Origin of the sequence: Blautia sp. HCN-20427 (assembly GCF_037890365.1) — a bacterium.
Taxonomy (GTDB): domain Bacteria; phylum Bacillota; class Clostridia; order Lachnospirales; family Lachnospiraceae; genus Blautia.
On sequence record NZ_JBBKBX010000029.1, the window covers coordinates 1 to 19,596 of the forward strand.

Below are 19,596 nucleotides of genomic sequence, written 5' to 3' on the forward strand. Positions count from 1 at the left end.
CTATAGATCAATTCATTATTTACAACCTCTCTGACACAAGCCTGAAGATTATTCATTCTCCCAATCCATTCATATGGATTTTCAGCCTTCAACTGTTCCGTTACTCCCTGTCTGTCAGCGTATTCCTTTACCAGCCGAAGAAACCTATCCTCTGCTTGCTTATCAATATCTGCAAGATAACTGTGCAGCTTACCGCTTGTCAGCAGGTTTATATACAAGACCTTATGATGTTCTTTCAAGTGTCTTGCGTGACACTGTCCCCACAGTCCAATCGGCTCTGTTTCTTCTTCGGCAGGTAATGCAATGTCAGGCAATAAATAATCGCCCACCTGTGTATAAATTCCACCCATTTCTTCAAAAATCGTCTTTGTCATTTTCGTTTCCCTCCTAAAATTTTCTTTATCTTGAGCGTGTATTCTCACGCTTGCGACCTTTGACTGCCCTTGCCTGTTCCAGTAAATCTTCTATCTGCTTGCGACCAAATACCTTGCGGAGCAGACTGTAATCCTTATTTTCTGCTTTAAGGATTTTGTTTTCTTCGGTCAGCCTGTCATTAATCTTTTCCAGACGCTGATTATCCTGATACAACTTTTTATTTGTCAGGTTCAGTCTGTGGTAGTTGTCCCATCCCTCAATACAGCGAGCAAGCACCGTCTTTAATAGTGACTTCAATCTCTTTATTACCGGCTCTGCCATCTTCGTTTTGTATGCCTTTGCAGTCATAAACTTTTCTGGTTCGGGCAACTGATATTTTGGTGCAGTATCAAGCTCCATTTCCAGATTTGAAAGGTCATTCAACCCCTTATCATAGTTCAATACCCTTTCGGACAGAACTTCAAATTCAGCCTGTTTCTGCTCGATTTTAGCACCCAGTTTTTCCACTTCCTTTTCCCGTTCCTGCTTTTTATAATCCAAAACAGAAAGGTGTTTTTCGTGTGTGTCTTTGTGTTCCCACTCAATCCCGTAGCGTTCCATCACCGCCGCAAGCTGTTCCTTTTCGGCTTGTACCCATTGCGACCACTCCGTATCGCCACGAGAACCGCCTTTGAAACCTTGTGCTGCCAATGCCTGTTTGAGCGAAACTCTTGTATCAAGTCCACGCTTGCTGCCTGTGGTAAAGGGAACAAAATCAATGTGCAGATGCGGTGTTGCTTCATCCATATGCAGATGTGCGGAGAATACTCGAAGCTGTGGATTTCGCTCCTGAAATCCCTGATAGTATTCATCTAATATCTGCTTTGCCAGTTCCCCGTTTTCCGTATCAGCGTTCATATTTCCTTTACCGACCACCTGTAAAATGATTTCGTGGAACGGTTTTTTCTGCTTGGAACTACGGATTTTTTCATAATAATCTTTTATCTTTCGGTCTACCCTTGTCTGCTTTGCATTATATCTTTCCAATGCTTCATCAAACAGTTCGTGATAGACCGTCTTTATATTTTCATTGCAGTAGTCGATATTCAGATGGGTACGAGTTCCGTCTACATTCTCTGCTCGAAACTTTCGGCTGTTATGATTGACCGAGCCTTTACCGACCATTGCACTTATCGTTCTCTGCATTTATCTCATCTCCATTCTGTGAAAATCAACCATTCTCGGTTTTGTTACTTTTGTCAAAAGTAACGCAAAAGCACTTTTGACGGGTACACCCATCAAAAATGCAACCTGCGGGCAGGTTTTGCGTTCTCCGAAGGCTCTCCGAGAGGCAAAGAGCGTCTCGCCTGCCGGATCGGTTGGTGCTTCTGAGCCTACAGCTCAGAGGTGTCCACTGGACACCCGCACCCTTTGAAAAGGCACTCTCTGCACACTCCGCTAAACTTTATCCGGTGTCAAAGCGTGACGATGGTGACAATGTTTTTCACAGCGGTACTGCTCTCAAAAACATTGACACCTTTGACACCGTTTGTCACGCCGCCCCATTGGTTTCTTTCCAGAGAGAAACCTTCCTGCCATCGTGGGTTCGGCTGTTCTGATAACGGATACCGTAATCACGAAACAGCCTGCTTGCGTTGATACTGAGCCTTAATGAAAGTACATTCGGCTTTATATCCACCGCAAGCCTTTCGCAAAGCTCCGAAGCCGAGCCTTCCCACCTGTCACTTTCCGAAAAGAGCGTGTCAGCGATTTTTTCAAGCAGAGGTTCGGGCGGTTCTTTCCACAGTTCCGCTTCCGATTTTTCAAAGTTCCACACCAATCGTTCCGTATCTCTCACAAGATGGATTTTCATATCCTGCTGGTCTCTGCCAGCTACATCAAGCGTGGCATTGTTGGAAGTACGCTTCTCCTTGAAGATATATACGGTCTGTCTGTCAGCGAAGCAGACGGTGAAGTATGCTTAAAGGTCAACAAGGACAAAGGCAGAGAAGCATACGAACTTCTCAAAATGCTGCACGCTTGGAAAGAGCAGGCGGACAAGCTATCTGCCGAAGAAATCAGCAAAGAAGAATACGATAAATGGCGTTATCACTATCCTGAGTTCGACACCACACAAATCTGGGCGAAAGTTCCATCACAAGAACTTAGCGACGTTCTTGTAGAGGCGTTCAAAGACCACTTAAAAGATAAATAAGCACGACAAAAAGCCCTTAGCTATGAGTTACTACCCACAGCTAAGGGCTTCGTTATTATAATATGGTATTTTCAATCTGCAAGCCACCCATCAATCATTCTGCTACCCACAAACCACTGGATAACAAGAATAATGGCACTTGCTATGAATGTTATCAATTTGTTATCAAAAGACTACTCGAAGTGCCTCAAACCCGCATAAACACTGGATTTTTTAAGCAACTCGATTTATTCAAACTCGGCAAGTCCAAAGATATCCTTAAATATATTTGTTTAAGTTTTGCATCTTTTTTGCCGTTATTTTATTTCTGTTGCATATATTATTTTGGCTCGCTGATTTTCTGTTGCCAATTTGTTGCCATACATTGGGATTAGCTCTTATTTGTGCATACACAAAATTTTTCTTTTAACTATACATTTCTTATCGATATGTTGTACTTGATTTTTTGATAGCAACTGGTTGCTGGAAATTATACCCTCCCTCTATACCATCATAGTATCCATAAAAGCTCAAGAGATTTACTATATCTTCAACTTCCACCTCTGATTTAGGACCAATAAATATTTCCTTGATAATACTTTGTTTAACCCTCTCAAAATTCATTTCTATGTACGGTATCAATTTATTGTTTGCTGTTCTATACTTAACTTTAGAAAAAAGAATATTCTCTGAACTTGGTATGTTATAGTGTCCTATTGTCGAACATACTACTACTCTCCATTCCTTCTCCTCTTCGAAACCCGGATTTTTCACAAATGGAAACTGCATTCTATAATTTTCACTTAACTCAAGTGCAACATGTCCTACGCCCTTATATTCAAGTTTTTTTATATTATCCGCGATTATATTCTGAACATATTCCTGTGGATTATCATAAATCACTTTTCCGAAAGCAGTATGAAATTCACTTATCTGATTTAGTTCCTCAAGAACGTCCTTATTAAAACCAATTGCTATTCCTTTTCCATCCTGTGCATATCCTCTCCACTGACTTAATTTATCTTTACTTTCAGAAAAACAAACACAAAATGTTTTCATTGAAAAATTACTATATACACCATTCTCATACCAAGTCTTCCATGCTTTTAATGCTTCAACATCATTTCTCAGATATTCTTCCATTCCCTTATTTACAAATTCTCTACACCTTATACACTCTTGATAATCGTTTGATTTTGCAATATCAGAAAGCCACATACTTGAATTTCTGATAATATTGAAAAACGTGTCAACACTACAATAGTGATATACTATTTCATCCATACTTTTACACATATTCCTTTTTCAAATATATTTAACCACAGCTCTTATTTTTAGCATTATAAACTTTCTCATGGCAACAAACCAATTACAATCAATATAATTTAAAATACGACAGGCAATCAAAAAGACTACCCGTCATATCAAATAATCTATGCACTTCCGCACTATTCAAATTCGGCAAGTCAAACGATATTCTTAAGTATATTTATTTAAGTTTTATGTCTTTTTTGCCGTTATTTTATTTCTATTGCATATACTATTTTGACTTGCTAATTTTCTGTTGCCACAATATTTGCAAATGTAACTCTATATTACGCTGTTTGCGAGACAGGATATCCATAAATTAATTCATCTAATTCATCATCCTGCATAGAATTTCCATTTTCAAAATAAAATATTGGTAACTTCTTATGATACTCATCAAGCGCATCATTATTCTTTTTGGTATATGAAACAGATTCATCATATTGCCAATGCTCTCCAGAAAAACGCTTTGCCTTTACGACTTCTTTCTTAGGAATAGGCTTGTCTCCATCCATATATCCACCTTCTTCGCGTATACGCTCCAATATAATTCTATTAAAATACTGACTTGTACTAAACAAATAATTTTTTCTAACAATCTGCTTAGGGACAAGTAGTAGCTCTTGACCCTCAACATAAAATGATGGTTTTTCTAATTGAATCCAACAAGCTTTTTCCTTATCCCAACTCCAAAAACGTGTATTACCATTACTTTTCAATCCATATTTACACATTTGTTGCATGGTAAATGCGTTCAACTGAGCATGTAAGATATTTGTCAGTAAATCTGAAAGCCCATCTTCCGCAAAATCAGGAATTAAAAGCGGTAAATCTTCTGCTTTTTTCATAGTAGATATTTCCTGTATAAGCTTTTCTAACGGAGTAAAAATATCAAGCAATCCTTTAACAGTATTACCCTTACCATTATCTCCTCTTCCATAACCAAGACGTGTTCCATTCTGCTCTCCAGCATGGGACAGCAACTCTCTCTTTTTTAATTCATCCTTTTCATTATATGCTTCGAAAAAAGCGTCAAAGAACGATTGAATTAATGCCTTAGCATCTTTACTCCATTGATCTTCCGAAGTTTCAATCAATATTGGATCGATAAATAGCAAATTATCGTCATTCACAATTACATCCACAAATTCATAGTTAAAATGACCCTTTATTCCTTTGTTCAGATAGTCTGATACATACTTTTTCATATAGCACATCCTTTCTCCCTTATTTTCAGGTAATCATATATTCCATTTTTTCGCATAAAAAAATCTCCTTTTAAGATATTTTTTGCTTGAAATCTGTCATAAATGTGCTATACTTTTTTTGTATGAAGTGCATATAGCACATTAACAGAAGCGCATTTTAGCTATTGCCGTAGCTATCAATGTGCTTTTTGTTTGCATTGAATTAACTTACTTATCTTCATCCACCTCCTCGTCTTTTTGACTTTGAAGTGCATCTAATACAGAAATATACAAAATTTCTTCTTGCTCGTCATATTGGGCAATATAGCGAATTGCCGGACTAAATTCTAATCCTGTTAATGAAGACAAATATTTTATGAATTCTTTACAACCAATTCTTACCCAACCATTCTTCATTCTGCTGTAAAATTTATATGATTTTACATTTTCATTGCCGTCATATTTCTTAACTCCAATAGTCATCGTCTGATCATCAAATCCTATGATAACCTCTTCTGGATTTCCAAGCAATGCGATAGATGGAGCATTGAATCCAAGTGCCAATTCGCTTATAGTAATGTACGGTGCACCTGCTGCCACATAATTCCAATCAAAATTAAACTTCATCTTATCACCTCCGCTCGTTAATTTTCCACATTTAAAATTATATATTTCTCTCAAGAAAATGTCAAGAAGAATATCTAAAAAAAAAATTTTTAAAACATAACCAAAACATCACATCGTATTATTATACTTTTTAGATTGACAAAAAAAGAAGAAATTTCCTTCTTTTTTAGAAATTTCTTCTCCTTTTTAAGCTATTACATATGTCTGTTTAATACATCTTTTCATTTAGGTTTTGATTCTAAGCATCATTTATATCTTATCATTAAATCCTTCAAATCAGCTAATTACTCAATCTATTACTTCTTCCCGATTTATATGATTACATACTTTTGATGTTTGTTTGTTCTTTTTATGTTGTTTTTATATTCACGTCTTTCATTCTCTTGGCCCCATAAATCGATCCCCATTTAAATGTATCATATGCTCCGGCATTTCAGCAATCCAAACTTCTGTTTCCCATGCGAGTTCTTCAGCAAATTTCTTATACGTCTTGAAATCCAGAAATGCTGTTACAAATATTTTTCCTGCCGTAACATCTTTTGTCATCTCTGTGATTTCCAATATACGTTTCGGATCCATCGGCCCTACAGACGTTACCGACTCAATAAAATAAATCCAGTTCTTATCCTCACGATATAGCACTACATCAGGCATCTTATCATGTAACGTAATTTCAAATCCCAGTTCTTTTAATTTTTCTACATTCTTTACCAGATCTTTTTCTATTGTATCGCCAACGTACAAACACTCAGAATTTGGTGCAAATCTTGGTGCAAATTCCTCGATAATGGCTTTTTGCAGCTCATTATGCTTACCCGTAGAAAATTTAAAACTTTCACCATTTATATTTACCGGCATCATTGTCATCTTCTTTTTAGAAGCATACAAATCAATTAACTTTTCATGGTAACAAAGAAACCGCTTTATAGATTCTTTCCACGCTGGTGTTTCCATCGTTCTCAGTATTTTAATTGTTTCTTCCGTCAATCTGTAGCGATAGTTCGGACTGTTGGTTGCTTTTCCATTATCCTCTATCAAAGCTGCGGTACGAAATCTATGCAAAGCCTGTTTTCTAAATGTTTCTCTACTATTTTCCGCATAACTCATGCCATAAAATGTATTAACAAACTGAATAATATCATGAATACGAATCCATTCATTTGTTGCTTCACTCCATGACATATCCGGCTTTATCCCTGCCATAGCCAGTATCACATAGCAGCATATATCCGCTTGCTGTGCTTTCGGCATGCCTATTGTTTGCAGAAATTCTCTTGTTTCTTCTATTTTCTTATCCACAGTATCCCTCCAATATCAAATTACAATTTTCCTCCGAATAATCCTTACTTTTAAGCACTTTTCTGCCCATTTCCTGAATGTCCTCTAAATCTGGTACCGGCATTGCATTAATCTCTGTTGAATTAACCTGTGTAGACCCATTTAAAATACGATAATATTCATCATAAAGTGTAGAATTAAATAATACATACAACCCATACACCAGACATTCTGACATTTCCGTTAATACACCGTCCACAAAATTAATTTTATTCTGTGTACTTATCTTTTGGTACTGCGGAAATCTTTTAGCTAAATATACTCCACACTGTAATCTTCGTGGTTCTTCCTTTGCTGTAAATCGCTTTACAAATAGATAGTTCTTGTTATCTTGCATTAATCCCTTTTGTTCTGTCACCACATATTCATGTTCTTTCTGGATTGGAAATTCTACCTTTCCTTGCTTTATATGCTGTGAATAAAATAAAGGAATTGCTCCTTCTTCTTCCTCATCTCGAAGTATTTCACGATTACGGAAATCTACGGTCAATCCAGTTTTCATTTTTACACCTATGGCTGGAAGCGTCTTATCAAACTTATGCAGCTTCTTTAATACTTCCACTTCATTTTCATCTGTTACAAGATAAACATAATAGTCTGATCCTGCTACAACCAGATCATACGGAACCGTCAATGATGTCAACTCTCCAAAATCACTATTGGATTTCGATGATGTAATCGTAACTGTTTCTGGCTTTTCACTTGTCTTTTTTACTTTAATAATAATTGTTTCCTGTAACACACTTTCTTTGTCGAAAACCTTATTTCTGCTGACAAAAAGGTGAATATGTTCCAATTTCCCTTCTGTCAGAAAATATTCCCGGAAACGTTTAAAATACGCCCCTGATGTCCATGACCTCGGAATGATGTAAACCAGCTCTCCACTTTCACATAAATTAAATAATCCCATAGACGCAAAAATGAAATATAAATTCGGTGCACCATAACATACCTCTGGCATTGCTGTTGCTTCCGGCGCATCTTTCGAAATTTTCATATACGGCGGATTTCCAATCACAAAATCATATTTCTTAGGCTCTGCATTTTCTCCCAACATATGATTAAAATCCAAATACTGGCTCAAAATATAATTATCTTCAACGATATTAACTGTAAGTTTTTTTCTTGTCTCTTCTTTACAATATTCCAGATTACGTTTCAACAATGGCAATACATTTTTATCGTTCTCATAGCAGGTAAGCTCAATCTCCTGAATAGAATCTATTGTTTCAATTCGCTCAATAAAAGCACATGATAATATACCTGAACCAGCCCCTGCATCAAGCACACTTACTCTGCCTGTTTTCTCATCCAACTTATATAATCCCGCCATAAAACGGGCAGTTTCCATACTGGTAAAGAACTGTCCGTATTTTTTACGTTCTTTTTTCGGCATACTCTCTATATATTCGTTTGTAAGTTCTATAATTTTTTCTAGCATATTCCACCTACCTACAAGCCTTCTATTTCTTGCTATTATACTATAGCCCAGAACCTTTTTCAACGTTCTTCCGAACTTATGTTCTATTCTTTTATTTCCGCTGTATTATAATCATTATCATCTATATCTATAACATCGTCGTTACTCTCACCTTTGACAGAAAAATCTCCTGTCATAAACCATTTATAAGCACGATCTGCGATAACCTTCGTTTCCACTAAGTCCAGTCCGCCACCTACAATAGCACCTACTCCTGGTAACATCTTTCCAAGATTTACAATACCTTTTGAACCAAATTTTGTAATAAATCTGAATCCAACCTTCTGATTAATCTTTGTCAGGACCTTTCCTGGTATCTTTTTTATAACATTATTTGCAAATTTTACGCCAAATTTGATTCCTGCCTGTTTTAATAAACTAGTCACTGCCACTCCTGCAAGACAAGCATATACAAAGGTTTGTGTCTGATCACTATTCAAATCATAATCAGCCATATATGCTGTACATGCTATCATCCGCATTTGTACATAAATTACACTTCCAATATTCGCTGGTATCGCAACTGGCATTGTTATAAAGCCACCAAGTCCTGTTACAACTCCAGATGTTGTACATTTAGCAATTTGATTCTTCAGCATATCCCTACAAGCTTTTTCCTTTGTCTCGTGCTTTGACAAATAATCATTTGCCATATCTTCAACACCAGGACTGACCATCGGTATTCCATTTAAACATTTTTCATAACAAGAGTCTAATAATTTCATAATGTCTTCTTGCGTCATTTTTTTCTTTTCCATATTCCTCATAATTCCAATCTTCACATTCTTTATAAGCTCAAGAATTATATCCAACACAGACATAGTTCTATTCAAATTTTATCATAATTGAGAGAATTGCTCCATCCTATTTTCACAAACATGCTCCGACTACAGTTAAAAAAGGTGGCAACTATAACCACCTTTTCCATTTATCTATATACTATTTTATTCAATACAATCTCCTCCACACAAGCCCGGATATTATTCATTCTCCCAACCCATGCCATCTGATCCTGCATCTTCAATTCTTCCGTCACGCCTTGCTTTTCTTTCATCTGCTCCACTAATCTGTCCATCATCTGATTACATTCCTTGTCAATCTGATGCAGATGCTCATTTAACTTCCCGGCAAGTACCAACTCCAGATATAATCCTTTCCGATGCTCCTGCAAATATATCTTTCTCAACATTCCATACTTTCCAATCGGATACTCTGTCTCTTCCGGGAGGTACAGGTCTGGATAATACAGACCGTCCTCTCCTAAAGTATAACTGATTCCATTTTCTCCCATAATGTGTTTCTCCATGATTGTCCTCCTATCTTGCTCCCCGGTCTTTATTCTGACTATGGGTATGCTGTTTATTTTTCTGTTCATTCTGTATTTCTTGTTTCTTTTCTGCCAGCTTCGCCCTAATACCATGCGCTACTGGCTCTTTTCCTGTTTCTTTCTTCCATTTTTCTATTGCAGTTCGATACTGACTATACTCAGTTTGAGAAGCCTTAAAATCCTTTAAAAATTCCTGTACACTTCTATATCCGATTTTCTGCACAATCCTTGGAAGATAATCTTTCATATCTCTAATCTGACTTTTCAATTCATCAATTTCATTCTGCAATTCTTTTTTCTTTCTTCCTTTAAACCATCCCTTTACCTCTGACAGTTCTTTCTTTTTTGCAGAAAGCTGTTTTTGTTTCTTCTGAATTGCACTATTTTGTTCTTCTAGTTCTTTATTCACTTTAAATAGTTTCGGATACTTTGATGCAAGCCTCGTCATTTTAGGTTGTTCCGGTTCTGCCTTTTCTTCTTTTGTTGTCTTGACTACTGCCATGCTATTTTCAGCAACATACTCTGGGTGTTCAGTTTTCGTTTGCTCTGTCTGGTTTGGCACTTCCCTGAGTTTCTTAAACAGCACACTTGCTATCAAAAACTCCAATGCCTCAACAGCCACTGTTACAATTCTGGAAAATAATCGTGGTCTGTTTCCACGCCGGGCAATTGATTCCCTGATCGGCTCCGTGATTTCTTTCCGCTTCACTTCCATTATCTTCGGTTCCGGCACTCCACTAATCAATGCCATATCAACAGCTCTGTTCCATTCCCGGCGTTTTTGGTTATCTGCTTCTATTTCCTGTGCCTTCGGATTATTTTTTCCGATTTTCTTTGTTGCAAGATAAACACTGCCACGCTCAAATACCTGTAGTTTCTGTTTCTCGTCCTGCACATAAATATTGATTAAATCGGTATAAGAATGCTTTACCTCATCCAGAAATGAATTGCTCTTGAAGCGTTCATCTTTCGCAGTAAACAGCTTCTTCTCATAGACTTCTCCTTTCTTCACAATACTGAAGCCTTCCCGAATCTCGCCATCTTCTCCTAATATCTCTTTCTTGGTTCGGACATGTTTTCCATTTTCATCATAAAACATATTTCTGCTGGCAATCTTAATGATTGGTTCATCCAGTAGTTTCCGTTCTGCAAATATCAAATGAATGTGATAATTGGTCTTTCTTTTATTGTGGTGCAAAGCAGCAATACACTCTGTTCCATAATTCTGTTTAAAATGATTTGTAAAAAGCTGTAGCAATCTATCCGGCTGATATTCTGTAAAACTCTCTGGCAAAGCAATGATCAGTTCTCTTGCCTCAATACATTTTCCTTCTGTTCCACTTTTTGCAAATTCTTCCTGATTACATTTTGCAAGTTCCCGCCAGAATTTCCGTTCTGTGGTTTCATAAACTGCATAGAGGTTTTCCTGTTTTGCATGACTGGATATATAAGTGATCCTGCCTTTTACATTGCTTAGTTTTGTCATTTGAATAAATGAATTTCTTCCGATAGGCACTCCCTCCTTGTCTTCGGCAAAATAAATTCTGCCATATCATTTGTGAGTGGATGCATCGGCATCCGTTTACGAAATATCCACCTGTCGGCGGAACAGCTCCCAGCAGGGCGAAATATCCTGAGTACAAATCTTTAATTTGTGCGATGGGTGTATTTCGCTCTCAAACGCCGAGGGCTTTGTGAGATGCTTCTTACATCTATCACAACTTGGCTTTCGCTTTTCATTTTGGGCGTATCCGCCCTCTTTTTCTGCCCGTATCCGGGCTTATTTTTTCACTAACAACAAACCGACTATTACTCTTCCTGTCTGCTTTATTCCGGTATCCTTGCCCGTACATACTCCAAATCTCCACAATATGGTGTTCCAACCAAATACCATTCTCTCGCCAGATTCATTTCCATTCGTGTCTTTACCCACTGATCATCAACTAGAACTTCCAGACATTCTCCGCAATGAAATCCCGTATCAATCCATAAGTCTGATGATAATAAGCCATATCTCTTGTTATAACTGTTGTAACCTAATCTTCCTTCTCTCATTTGATTATTCTCCCTTCATTTATCGTTCCTGCAAGGACGCCCTGAATCAGGGCTCCCTTTTGAAAATCTCCTTACTTCGCCAGCCAACTCCCGACTGCACCTTACCGGCTTTCTCCTTGTTTGCTATCTACAGGTGCGTGCCACGCTCCTGTTATTAGGTAATCAGGCAAAATCTTTACCAACGAAAGTTCTCATGCATTCCACACTTATCCAAATACTCTTGTCTTGCCTTTTCCCGTTCTTCCTCGGTTGATGCTGTTTTGAATGTTGTATATAACTGACGTTTTACCATACTGTCTAATTTTTCCATCAATGCTTTTTCTATCTCCGGCAAATATTCCTCATTCCTGGCAAGATGATACTGGAACAATGCCAGTAATAAATCTTTTGGTATCTGCACCTGTGATTTTCTTTCCATGTTTCTCCTTTCCGTGACGGTCGTGACGATAGTGACGATATTTTCACTACCGACACGCTATATAAAATACCGTCACAACCGTCACATATCGTCACGCTTGTTTTCCGACAAAGGTTAATCTAATTTTTCTTCCGTCGTATCCCCGCTCTGTTTTATACTGGATTCCATATTCCAGAATCAATTGTTCCAGGCTGACATTTAATTTTCGTGATAATGCGTTCGGCTGCATTTCCACCTGCAATACTTCCACAAGCTCTGTTGCTGTTCCTGCCCACTCTGGCGTAATCTCTGTTACAAGTTCTTTGATTTTTTCAAGCAAGGGATCTTCCGGTTCTTTCCAGAGTTCTGTTTCTGTCTTAGTTAACTCCCAGACACATCTTTCCCGATTAAAATTCAGCCACAGCTTCTGATCCTGCTGGTCACGACCTGCCACCTCCAGCACTGCCTTGTTATCTGTCCTTTTTTCTTTCTGCATAACGAATGCTCCATCCGCAGCTCCCAGCAGTCCGTTTGTGCCGGAAATCATATCAAAACTGTCTGAGGATTCCATTTTTCTTGTGTGATGCACCACCAGAAAGCAAATTCCATAATGGTCACTGAATGCTTTCAGCTTCGTCACAATCTCATAGTCACTGGCGTAGCTGAATTTATCTCCACCGACTTCCCGGACTTTCTGAAGCGTATCAATAATAATGAGCCTTGCGTCTTTATGATTTGTTACAAACTGCACAAGCTGTTGTTCCAATCCGGCATTTAATGATTTAGACTTTGTAGCAAAATAAAAGTTCTCACTGCCTTCCATTCCAAACATCTGCGATAACCGCTTTTGCAACCTTGCATAATCATCTTCCAATGCCCGATACAGAACCGTTCCCTGTCTGACTGAAAATCCCCACAATGGAAGTCCTTTGCTGATGTGATACCCGATTTGTGCCATGAAAAAGGATTTCCCGATTTTCGGTGAACCTACAAACAGATACGTTCCGTTATACAAAAGCCCATCTACGATTGGTAGCTTTGGTGGATATACCGTATCATACAATTCCATCATAGAAACTGTTTCCAGTTCATCTGGATTCCTTTTATTTGCTGTATTTTCCACATTATTTGTGGCTTGCAGATTGCCCTTACCTGGCAAATCTGCTATACTTTGGTTGGTTTTTAAATTTTCTAATGGCTGTTCCACATCTGCGCCAACAGATGCAATCGGAGCAGTCATTTTTTCTTTTGCTGTCATTCATTTTCCCCTTTCAATCCATACAATGTCTCTGCGACCAATCTCAGGGTACTCAGCAACTCTTCGTTTTCCTCACTGCATTTTTCCAGATGTTTCAATTCTTCATAAATCTCTGCCATCTGATTTCGCAATGCTTTATACACTCTTGGATTTCCCTGTACTACAATTTCCCGATCAGTTAATCGTTTTGTGATATAGTCCTGCTTGCTAAGTCCTGACAATCGGACACATGCATCAATCTGTTCTGCTTCTTCCGGTGATACCCGGAATGCTACGATTTTGTTTCTCCATCTTCCTTTACTGTCCAGATTTTTCTCCATTTAATTTTTCCATCCTTTCAATATCCAACTGTTCTGCCATCTGTGTCTGCTCACTTGGAAACAAATGTGCATATCGGTAAGTGATATCAATGCTCTCATGTCCCATTCGGTCTGCGATTGCCAATACCGTAAATCCCATATTGATCAATAACGATACATGGGAATGTCTCAAATCATGCACACGGATTCGCTTCACCCCAGACACTTTTGATCCTCTGTTCATTTCATGATGCAGATAAGATTTGGAAATTGTGAAAATCCGTTCGTCCTCTTTCGGCTCATACAGCATTTTCAGATAATCCTGCATCTCATCACACAAAAACTGCGGCATCTTAATGGTTCGATTACTTTTTAATGTCTTTGGCGGTGTAATCACATCTTCCCGGTGCAGTCTCTGATAGGACTTGTTAATCCGTAGTGTATGCGTTTCAAAATTGAAATCTGCTGGCGTAAGTGCTAATAACTCGCCCATGCGAAGCCCGCACCAATAAAGTATTTCAATCGCATAATAGGAAACGGGCTTGTCCATCATGACATCTGCAAATTTCAGATATTCTTCTTTTGTCCAGAACAGCATTTCCCTGTGTTCCTCTTTTCCCATATTTCCAGCTTTCTGTGCTGGATTAGATGGAAGATGGTAAAAATTAACTGCATGATTGAAAATAGCACTTAACTGACTGTGAATTTTCTGAAGATAAGAGGATGAATACGGCTTTCCGTTTGGCTGTCGGATCGCAAGCAGTTCATTCTGCCATGCAATAATGTCTCTTGGCTCAATTTCTCCTATCTTACGCTTCCCAAAATAGGGAAGAATTTTGGTTCTGGCGATATTTGTTTTTGTTCCCCAGGTATTATCACGGATTCGGTTTTTCATATCCTCCACATAAATCTCATAGAAGCTTTCAAAAGTCATATCCAGTTTTGCTTCTTTCTTCAGTAACAGCTCCCGTTCCCACATCAACGCTTCTCGTTTTGTAGGAAATCCTCTTTTCGACGACTGGTGTGTTTTCCCTGTCCAATCGGTATACCGATAAACCACTCGCCACTTCCCAGTGACATTATCTTTGTAAATACTCATACAAATTCTCCTCTCTTTCTCTTACATTTCGCTGTAACATACTTTTTTGCGGAAATAATTGGTGTTCACTCTGCCAGCTACCGTAAGATAACCCAGCTTCTGCAATTCTTCATTTAGCTGTTTGACAATCTTATAAGCATAAGACTTGGAAACTCCCAGTTCCGCTGCAACTTCTTCTACTGTCATAAAAGTTCTGTTCGTCACATCACATCTCTCCTTTCTGTCTTAACGTAATTTGTTTAAGTTGTTACATTCGCATGATACTAAACATTTTAATTTAAGTCAAGCAATTTTATACGAATGTTAAATTCTTTTGTTTAAGTTCTTCTTGCTATCCGAAATTGCTCATGCTATACTGAACCTAAACAGAATTGTTTTATTTTCTATCACAATTAATTATGGCAACACGAATGACCACTATAAGGAGGCAAACAAAAATGGCAATCGGACAACGTATCAAATATTTTCGTAACCGCATCGGCATGACACAAAAGCAACTCGGAGAACAACTGGGATTCATGGGAAAAACCTCAGATGTTCGCATGGCTCAGTATGAATCTGAAGCCAGAGTTCCTAAGATTGATCTTGTAAAACAAATGTCTCAGATCTTTGATGTCAATACTCATGCTTTAACAGTTCCAGATATTGATACTCACATAGGTCTGATGCACACACTATTTGCACTGGAAGATATGTATGGTCTGAAGGTAAAAAATGTAGATGGGCAACCTCATCTCTGCCTTGACTCTTCCATATCTGCTCCCGGCTCATCTGCCGATGAAATGCTTCGTGCATGGATGGAACAGGCTGACAAACTGGAAAACGGTGAAATCAGCAAGGAAAAATATGATGAATGGAGATATAAGTACCCGGAACTGGATACTTACCAGAAACGTGCCAAGGTACCATCTCAGGAATTGAGTGATTACCTTGTAAAAGAACTGTCTAAAAATGAAAAATAAGAAAAAAGAAAACCTTACCGATATTCAGTTTTTAACTTCTGAAAATCAGTAAGGTTTCTTTATATACGTTATGAAATAAAATTTTTATCTTTTGAATAATCACCAAATGTTGCCATTTTGTTGCCAGTCACTAAGCAAATTTGCTTGCAACCCGCATAAATACTGGCTTCTTGTGGTTGTGTGGATTATTCAAACTCAATCGTAGCCGGCGGTTTCCCCGTGCAGTCATACATAACTCGGTTAATATGCTTCACTTCATTCACAATCCTGCTGGTGGTCTTCCCAATAACCTCCCACGGAATCTCCGCGCTCTCTGCTGTCATAAAGTCGGTAGTCGTCACTGCTCTAAGCGCAATGGCATAGTCATAGGTTCTCTCGTCTCCCATAACCCCTACAGACCGCATATTTGTCAATGCCGCGAAATACTGGCCAATCTCTCTGTCGATTCCGGCTTTTGCAATCTCTTCTCTCCAGATAGCGTCTGCTTCCTGCACCATCTTGACTTTCTCAGCCGTAACCTCTCCGATGATACGGATTCCAAGTCCCGGTCCCGGGAATGGCTGTCTGAACACCAGATATTCCGGAATGCCCAGTTCCAGACCTGCTTTCCGGACTTCGTCTTTAAACAAATCGCGCAGAGGCTCGATAATTTCCTTAAAGTCTACGTAATCCGGCAAACCTCCTACGTTGTGGTGGGATTTGATAACAGTGGACTCACCGCCTACACCGCTTTCCACAACGTCCGGGTAGATGGTTCCCTGTACCAGGAAGTCCACAGCGCCGATTTTCTTTGCCTCTTCTTCAAAGACACGGATAAATTCTTCGCCGATAATCTTACGTTTTCTTTCCGGCTCTTCCACGCCTTTTAATTTCTCATAGAAACGTTCCTGGGCATTGACACGGATAAAGTTCAAATCATAGTGACCTTCCGGTCCAAAAACTGCCTCAACCTCATCTCCCTCATTTTTACGAAGAAGACCGTGGTCTACGAATACGCAGGTAAGCTGATTTCCGACTGCTTTGGACAGCATAACAGCCGCCACGGAAGAATCCACACCGCCGGACAGGGCGCAGAGCACTTTTCCGTCGCCCACCTTTTCACGAATGGCTTTGATGGACTCTTCCACAAAAGAATCCATTTTCCAGTCACCGGAACACTGGCACACATTGTAGACAAAGTTGGAAAGCATTTTCTTTCCTTCCTGGGTGTGCAGAACTTCCGGATGGAACTGTGTGGCATACAGACCTTTTTCCACGTTTTCCACTGCTGCTACCGGACAGTCAGAGGTATGCGCACTGATTTCAAATCCCGGCGCTGCCTGGGAGATGTAATCGTTGTGACTCATCCAGCAGATAGTCTTTTCAGATACGTTTTCAAAAAGTTTGGACTTCTGATTCACCGTTACTTCGATTTTTCCATATTCTCTTACCGGAGCCTTTTCTACTTTGCCGCCCAGCAGATGCATCATAAGCTGGGAGCCGTAGCAGATTCCCAGAATCGGAACGCCCAGTTCAAAGATTTCCTTCGTATAGGTAGGAGAGTCCTCCAGGTAAACGCTGTTCGGTCCCCCGGTAAAAATAATTCCCTTTGGCCCAATAGCCTTAATTTTTTCAATATCTGTTTTATAAGAATAGATTTCACAGTACACATTACATTCGCGCACACGTCTTGCAATTAACTGATTATACTGTCCTCCGAAATCAAGTACAATAACGGTTTCTCTTTTCAAAGAAATGTCCTCCTGTTCTTTATAATGAATAGTTTTCTAAGAGAAAATATATAGAAATAATTATAGATTATTGCCCTCAAATTTACAAGGGCAAAATACTTGTGAAAACTGCCAAATTTTCGCAAATCTTCACTCATGCCTTTTAAACCGGGTTTACATGCACCATGCAGTGCTTCACCAGAGGGAACTTTTCCTCTATTCTGTCATGCACCTGCTGGGCAATTTCATGTCCTTCCCGCAGGGTCATGTTCCCGTCTGCGGCAATTTCGATATCCACATAAATCCTTGCCCCAAACAGTCTGGTATGAAGCATATCAATGTTTTTCACACCTTTCTGACACAGAATCAGTTCCTGCATAGCCTTTTCCGTTTCTTCGTCACAGGATTTATCTACCATCTTGTCTATGGCATCTTTAAAAATGTCATAAGCCGCTTTTACGATAAAAATGCAGATAATCACACTGGCTAAAGGGTCTAAAACCGGAAATCCCAGTCTGGCTCCCAAAATACCCACAAACGCCCCCACCGAAGACAGGGCATCGGAACGGTGATGCCATGCGTCTGCCATCAGGGCCCCGGAGTTTATCTTTTTTGCCGCGCCTCTGGTATACCAGAACATCCACTCCTTAATGCTAATGGAGACCACCGCTGCAATAAGGGCAATCATTCCCGGTACTTCCATACTTCCGGCACTGCCTTCGATAATCTTATTTACTCCCCCGATTCCAATTCCAAGACCTGTGGCGAATAACACCACGGCCAGAATAATAGCTGCCACGCATTCCAGGCGGTCGTGCCCGTACTGGTGGTCTTCATCAGACTGGCGGCTGGCAATGTTGACTCCCAGAATGACTACAATGGTGCTGAACACATCTGAGGCAGAATGCACAGCGTCTGAAATCATAGCACCGGAATGTCCCACAATACCCGCGATCAGTTTAAACAGGGACAAAATCACATTCCAGGCAATGCTCACCGCCGATACCCGCATAGCCGTCTTTCTGTTTTGTTCCTCCGGTGTAGATGCTTCGTTTTGCTTTTTCATACCTTATTCCTTTCTTTTTCATACAATTTAATTGTATGCAACATGAACTCCGGCAAAATAAAAAGCATCTGCGAGACAATATTCGTACTGTCCCGCAGATGTTTATTTTCATCTGCTGCCGCATTCTGCGACCCGGCATGCCAAATTTCCGCTGCCTGCTCAGCCATATTCATTTTGCACAAACAATCTAAGTTTCTGTTATTTTATGTGAAACAACGGGATTTGTCAATGTTTTCCTTTGCTTTTTCTAAAAATTTTCTCCGGAGTCCTGAATAACCAGGCCTAACCGCTTTGCCAGACCCAACGCCTGAAATGTATTCACCACCGCGCCTTCCAGTTCTCCCCTTTCATCAGACAATACAATCCCCTCAATAGAGCTCTTTGTAAAATCCTGGTCTTTCAGCACGGTTTTGAAAAAGTTCGCCTCACGAAAACAGACTTGTTCCCACACCGTGTTGGACATTCTGCATTTGCTGAACCCCGCCTTTGAAAAATCGGTATTCTGTCCCTTGACAGAACTGAATCTTGCTGCGTCAAACACCGCTTCTCCCATATCGCAGTCCTGAAACTGCACATGGTACAGACTGCTTCCGTAAAAATCTGCGCCCCGACCCTTGCAGGACTCAAAGATACAGGATTTAAAGTTTGCATCGCAGAAACTGGAATGGCAAAAGCTGCAGTTGACAAACTTTACATCCTGAAAGAAAGCTTTGTGAAAATCACAGCCCTCAAACCGACAGTTTTGAAACACCGTCTGCCAAAAAGACATTCCGCTGCCGTCAAATTTTGTCAGATATACTTTTTCGATTTTTCTCCTTACAACTTCCGTTTCCTGTTCCTTGGCCTCTTCCAGAAATTCCTTTCCCAGTTTTACCGGAAACAATTCTTTCGGAAGAGAAGGTTCTTTCAATCCTCTTTTCTTCATTTTCCTATCCT

Annotated in this window: 21 protein-coding genes, 1 pseudogene and 1 riboswitch; of the genes and pseudogenes, 2 read left to right on the top strand and 20 right to left on the bottom strand. The window is 39.4% G+C overall.

The annotated features are described in order from the left end of the window. From WKT17_RS14220 to WKT17_RS14230, 3 genes are all read right to left on the bottom strand, one after another. Positions 1-374, bottom strand: a 374-nt coding sequence (locus WKT17_RS14220; RefSeq protein WP_340273335.1) for a TnpV protein, incomplete at its 3' end; no start/stop codon positions are given. A gap of 25 nt (positions 375-399) precedes the next feature. After that, complete coding sequence (locus tag WKT17_RS14225; RefSeq protein WP_340273363.1) at positions 400-1,539, bottom strand: plasmid recombination protein; 1,140 nt, start codon at positions 1,537-1,539, stop codon at positions 400-402. Positions 1,540-1,906: 367 nt separating this feature from the next. Beyond that, the gene (locus WKT17_RS14230) at positions 1,907-2,227 is read right to left on the bottom strand and encodes a hypothetical protein (RefSeq protein ID WP_294542317.1); all 321 of its coding nucleotides are present in this window, start codon (positions 2,225-2,227) and stop codon (positions 1,907-1,909) included. A gap of 18 nt (positions 2,228-2,245) precedes the next feature. On the opposite strand from WKT17_RS14230, the pseudogene WKT17_RS14235 reads away from it, so the two are divergent. Then, positions 2,246-2,569: pseudogene (locus tag WKT17_RS14235) on the top strand (helix-turn-helix domain-containing protein); the annotation flags it as partial. A gap of 420 nt (positions 2,570-2,989) precedes the next feature. Here the strand turns inward: WKT17_RS14235 and WKT17_RS14240 are convergent. The 14 genes from WKT17_RS14240 to WKT17_RS14305 all read right to left on the bottom strand — a co-directional run bounded on the left by WKT17_RS14240 (position 2,990) and on the right by WKT17_RS14305 (position 15,127). After that, entirely contained in the window at positions 2,990-3,832 is an 843-nt protein-coding gene (locus tag WKT17_RS14240; RefSeq protein WP_291683499.1) for a DUF2971 domain-containing protein, read from the bottom strand. A gap of 311 nt (positions 3,833-4,143) precedes the next feature. Continuing rightward, positions 4,144-5,064: a hypothetical protein gene (locus WKT17_RS14245; protein WP_294542314.1), complete on the bottom strand. Its 921-nt coding sequence runs from the start codon at positions 5,062-5,064 to the stop codon at positions 4,144-4,146. Between the two features lie 207 nt (positions 5,065-5,271). After that, entirely contained in the window at positions 5,272-5,670 is a 399-nt protein-coding gene (locus WKT17_RS14250; protein WP_291683501.1) for a hypothetical protein, read from the bottom strand. Positions 5,671-6,045: 375 nt separating this feature from the next. Then, complete coding sequence (locus tag WKT17_RS14255; RefSeq protein ID WP_291683502.1) at positions 6,046-6,969, bottom strand: BsuBI/PstI family type II restriction endonuclease; 924 nt, start codon at positions 6,967-6,969, stop codon at positions 6,046-6,048. Further along, positions 6,962-8,449, bottom strand: coding sequence for an Eco57I restriction-modification methylase domain-containing protein (locus tag WKT17_RS14260; RefSeq protein WP_291683503.1), 1,488 nt, complete (start codon positions 8,447-8,449; stop codon positions 6,962-6,964). Before WKT17_RS14260 ends, WKT17_RS14255 begins: the two co-directional genes overlap by 8 nt. A gap of 83 nt (positions 8,450-8,532) precedes the next feature. Then, a complete protein-coding gene (locus WKT17_RS14265; RefSeq protein ID WP_291683504.1) occupies positions 8,533-9,246 on the bottom strand; it encodes an EcsC family protein in 714 nt (237 codons plus the stop codon). Between the two features lie 170 nt (positions 9,247-9,416). Continuing rightward, a complete protein-coding gene (locus tag WKT17_RS14270) occupies positions 9,417-9,794 on the bottom strand; it encodes a TnpV protein (RefSeq protein WP_118012558.1) in 378 nt (125 codons plus the stop codon). A 10-nt stretch (positions 9,795-9,804) separates the two neighbouring features. Next, positions 9,805-11,325, bottom strand: coding sequence for a coiled-coil domain-containing protein (locus WKT17_RS14275; RefSeq protein ID WP_445291969.1), 1,521 nt, complete (start codon positions 11,323-11,325; stop codon positions 9,805-9,807). 317 nt (positions 11,326-11,642) lie between these two features. Beyond that, on the bottom strand, positions 11,643-11,870 hold the full coding sequence (locus WKT17_RS14280) for a DUF5348 domain-containing protein (protein ID WP_005340457.1): 228 nt from the start codon (positions 11,868-11,870) through the stop codon (positions 11,643-11,645). A 175-nt stretch (positions 11,871-12,045) separates the two neighbouring features. Then, positions 12,046-12,288, bottom strand: a complete 243-nt coding sequence (locus WKT17_RS14285) for a hypothetical protein (RefSeq protein ID WP_005340455.1) — start codon at positions 12,286-12,288, stop codon at positions 12,046-12,048. Between the two features lie 91 nt (positions 12,289-12,379). Next, positions 12,380-13,525 (bottom strand): AAA family ATPase, encoded by a 1,146-nt coding sequence (locus WKT17_RS14290; RefSeq protein ID WP_294542307.1) that lies wholly within the window; start codon positions 13,523-13,525, stop codon positions 12,380-12,382. Beyond that, positions 13,522-13,845, bottom strand: coding sequence for a plasmid mobilization protein (locus tag WKT17_RS14295; RefSeq protein WP_022250154.1), 324 nt, complete (start codon positions 13,843-13,845; stop codon positions 13,522-13,524). Before WKT17_RS14295 ends, WKT17_RS14290 begins: the two co-directional genes overlap by 4 nt. Next, positions 13,823-14,923 (bottom strand): site-specific integrase, encoded by a 1,101-nt coding sequence (locus WKT17_RS14300; RefSeq protein ID WP_291683506.1) that lies wholly within the window; start codon positions 14,921-14,923, stop codon positions 13,823-13,825. Before WKT17_RS14300 ends, WKT17_RS14295 begins: the two co-directional genes overlap by 23 nt. Positions 14,924-14,944: 21 nt before the next feature. Beyond that, positions 14,945-15,127: a helix-turn-helix domain-containing protein gene (locus tag WKT17_RS14305; protein ID WP_022250156.1), complete on the bottom strand. Its 183-nt coding sequence runs from the start codon at positions 15,125-15,127 to the stop codon at positions 14,945-14,947. A 233-nt stretch (positions 15,128-15,360) separates the two neighbouring features. Here WKT17_RS14305 and WKT17_RS14310 point away from each other — a divergent pair, with 233 nt between their 5' ends. Beyond that, positions 15,361-15,885, top strand: coding sequence for a helix-turn-helix domain-containing protein (locus WKT17_RS14310; protein WP_291683507.1), 525 nt, complete (start codon positions 15,361-15,363; stop codon positions 15,883-15,885). Between the two features lie 185 nt (positions 15,886-16,070). Here WKT17_RS14310 and guaA read toward each other — a convergent pair whose 3' ends face one another. From guaA to WKT17_RS14325, 3 genes are all read right to left on the bottom strand, one after another. Further along, a complete protein-coding gene (gene guaA, locus WKT17_RS14315; protein WP_180211162.1) occupies positions 16,071-17,615 on the bottom strand; it encodes a glutamine-hydrolyzing GMP synthase in 1,545 nt (514 codons plus the stop codon). 142 nt (positions 17,616-17,757) lie between these two features. After that, entirely contained in the window at positions 17,758-18,660 is a 903-nt protein-coding gene (locus WKT17_RS14320; RefSeq protein WP_173750217.1) for a cation diffusion facilitator family transporter, read from the bottom strand. Positions 18,661-18,745: 85 nt separating this feature from the next. Then, positions 18,746-18,833: riboswitch (NiCo riboswitch) on the bottom strand. A gap of 74 nt (positions 18,834-18,907) precedes the next feature. Further along, on the bottom strand, positions 18,908-19,585 hold the full coding sequence (locus WKT17_RS14325; protein WP_173750218.1) for a pentapeptide repeat-containing protein: 678 nt from the start codon (positions 19,583-19,585) through the stop codon (positions 18,908-18,910). Positions 19,586-19,596 lie beyond the last annotated feature (11 nt).

What these genes read in the sequence shown, in the direction of transcription:
- WKT17_RS14245 (WP_294542314.1), bottom strand. Translation starts at nt 5,064, where the DNA reads ATGAAAAAGTATGTATCAGACTATCTGAACAAAGGAATAAAGGGTCAT.
- WKT17_RS14270 (WP_118012558.1), bottom strand. Translation starts at nt 9,794, where the DNA reads ATGGAGAAACACATTATGGGAGAAAATGGAATCAGTTATACTTTAGGA.
- WKT17_RS14240 (WP_291683499.1), bottom strand. Translation starts at nt 3,832, where the DNA reads ATGGATGAAATAGTATATCACTATTGTAGTGTTGACACGTTTTTCAAT.
- WKT17_RS14310 (WP_291683507.1), top strand. Translation starts at nt 15,361, where the DNA reads ATGGCAATCGGACAACGTATCAAATATTTTCGTAACCGCATCGGCATG.
- WKT17_RS14295 (WP_022250154.1), bottom strand. Translation starts at nt 13,845, where the DNA reads ATGGAGAAAAATCTGGACAGTAAAGGAAGATGGAGAAACAAAATCGTA.
- WKT17_RS14320 (WP_173750217.1), bottom strand. Translation starts at nt 18,660, where the DNA reads ATGAAAAAGCAAAACGAAGCATCTACACCGGAGGAACAAAACAGAAAG.
- WKT17_RS14260 (WP_291683503.1), bottom strand. Translation starts at nt 8,449, where the DNA reads ATGCTAGAAAAAATTATAGAACTTACAAACGAATATATAGAGAGTATG.
- WKT17_RS14265 (WP_291683504.1), bottom strand. Translation starts at nt 9,246, where the DNA reads ATGGAAAAGAAAAAAATGACGCAAGAAGACATTATGAAATTATTAGAC.
- WKT17_RS14225 (WP_340273363.1), bottom strand. Translation starts at nt 1,539, where the DNA reads ATGGTCGGTAAAGGCTCGGTCAATCATAACAGCCGAAAGTTTCGAGCA.
- WKT17_RS14230 (WP_294542317.1), bottom strand. Translation starts at nt 2,227, where the DNA reads ATGAAAATCCATCTTGTGAGAGATACGGAACGATTGGTGTGGAACTTT.
- WKT17_RS14300 (WP_291683506.1), bottom strand. Translation starts at nt 14,923, where the DNA reads ATGAGTATTTACAAAGATAATGTCACTGGGAAGTGGCGAGTGGTTTAT.
- WKT17_RS14285 (WP_005340455.1), bottom strand. Translation starts at nt 12,288, where the DNA reads ATGGAAAGAAAATCACAGGTGCAGATACCAAAAGATTTATTACTGGCA.
- WKT17_RS14250 (WP_291683501.1), bottom strand. Translation starts at nt 5,670, where the DNA reads ATGAAGTTTAATTTTGATTGGAATTATGTGGCAGCAGGTGCACCGTAC.
- WKT17_RS14290 (WP_294542307.1), bottom strand. Translation starts at nt 13,525, where the DNA reads ATGACAGCAAAAGAAAAAATGACTGCTCCGATTGCATCTGTTGGCGCA.
- WKT17_RS14280 (WP_005340457.1), bottom strand. Translation starts at nt 11,870, where the DNA reads ATGAGAGAAGGAAGATTAGGTTACAACAGTTATAACAAGAGATATGGC.
- WKT17_RS14325 (WP_173750218.1), bottom strand. Translation starts at nt 19,585, where the DNA reads ATGAAGAAAAGAGGATTGAAAGAACCTTCTCTTCCGAAAGAATTGTTT.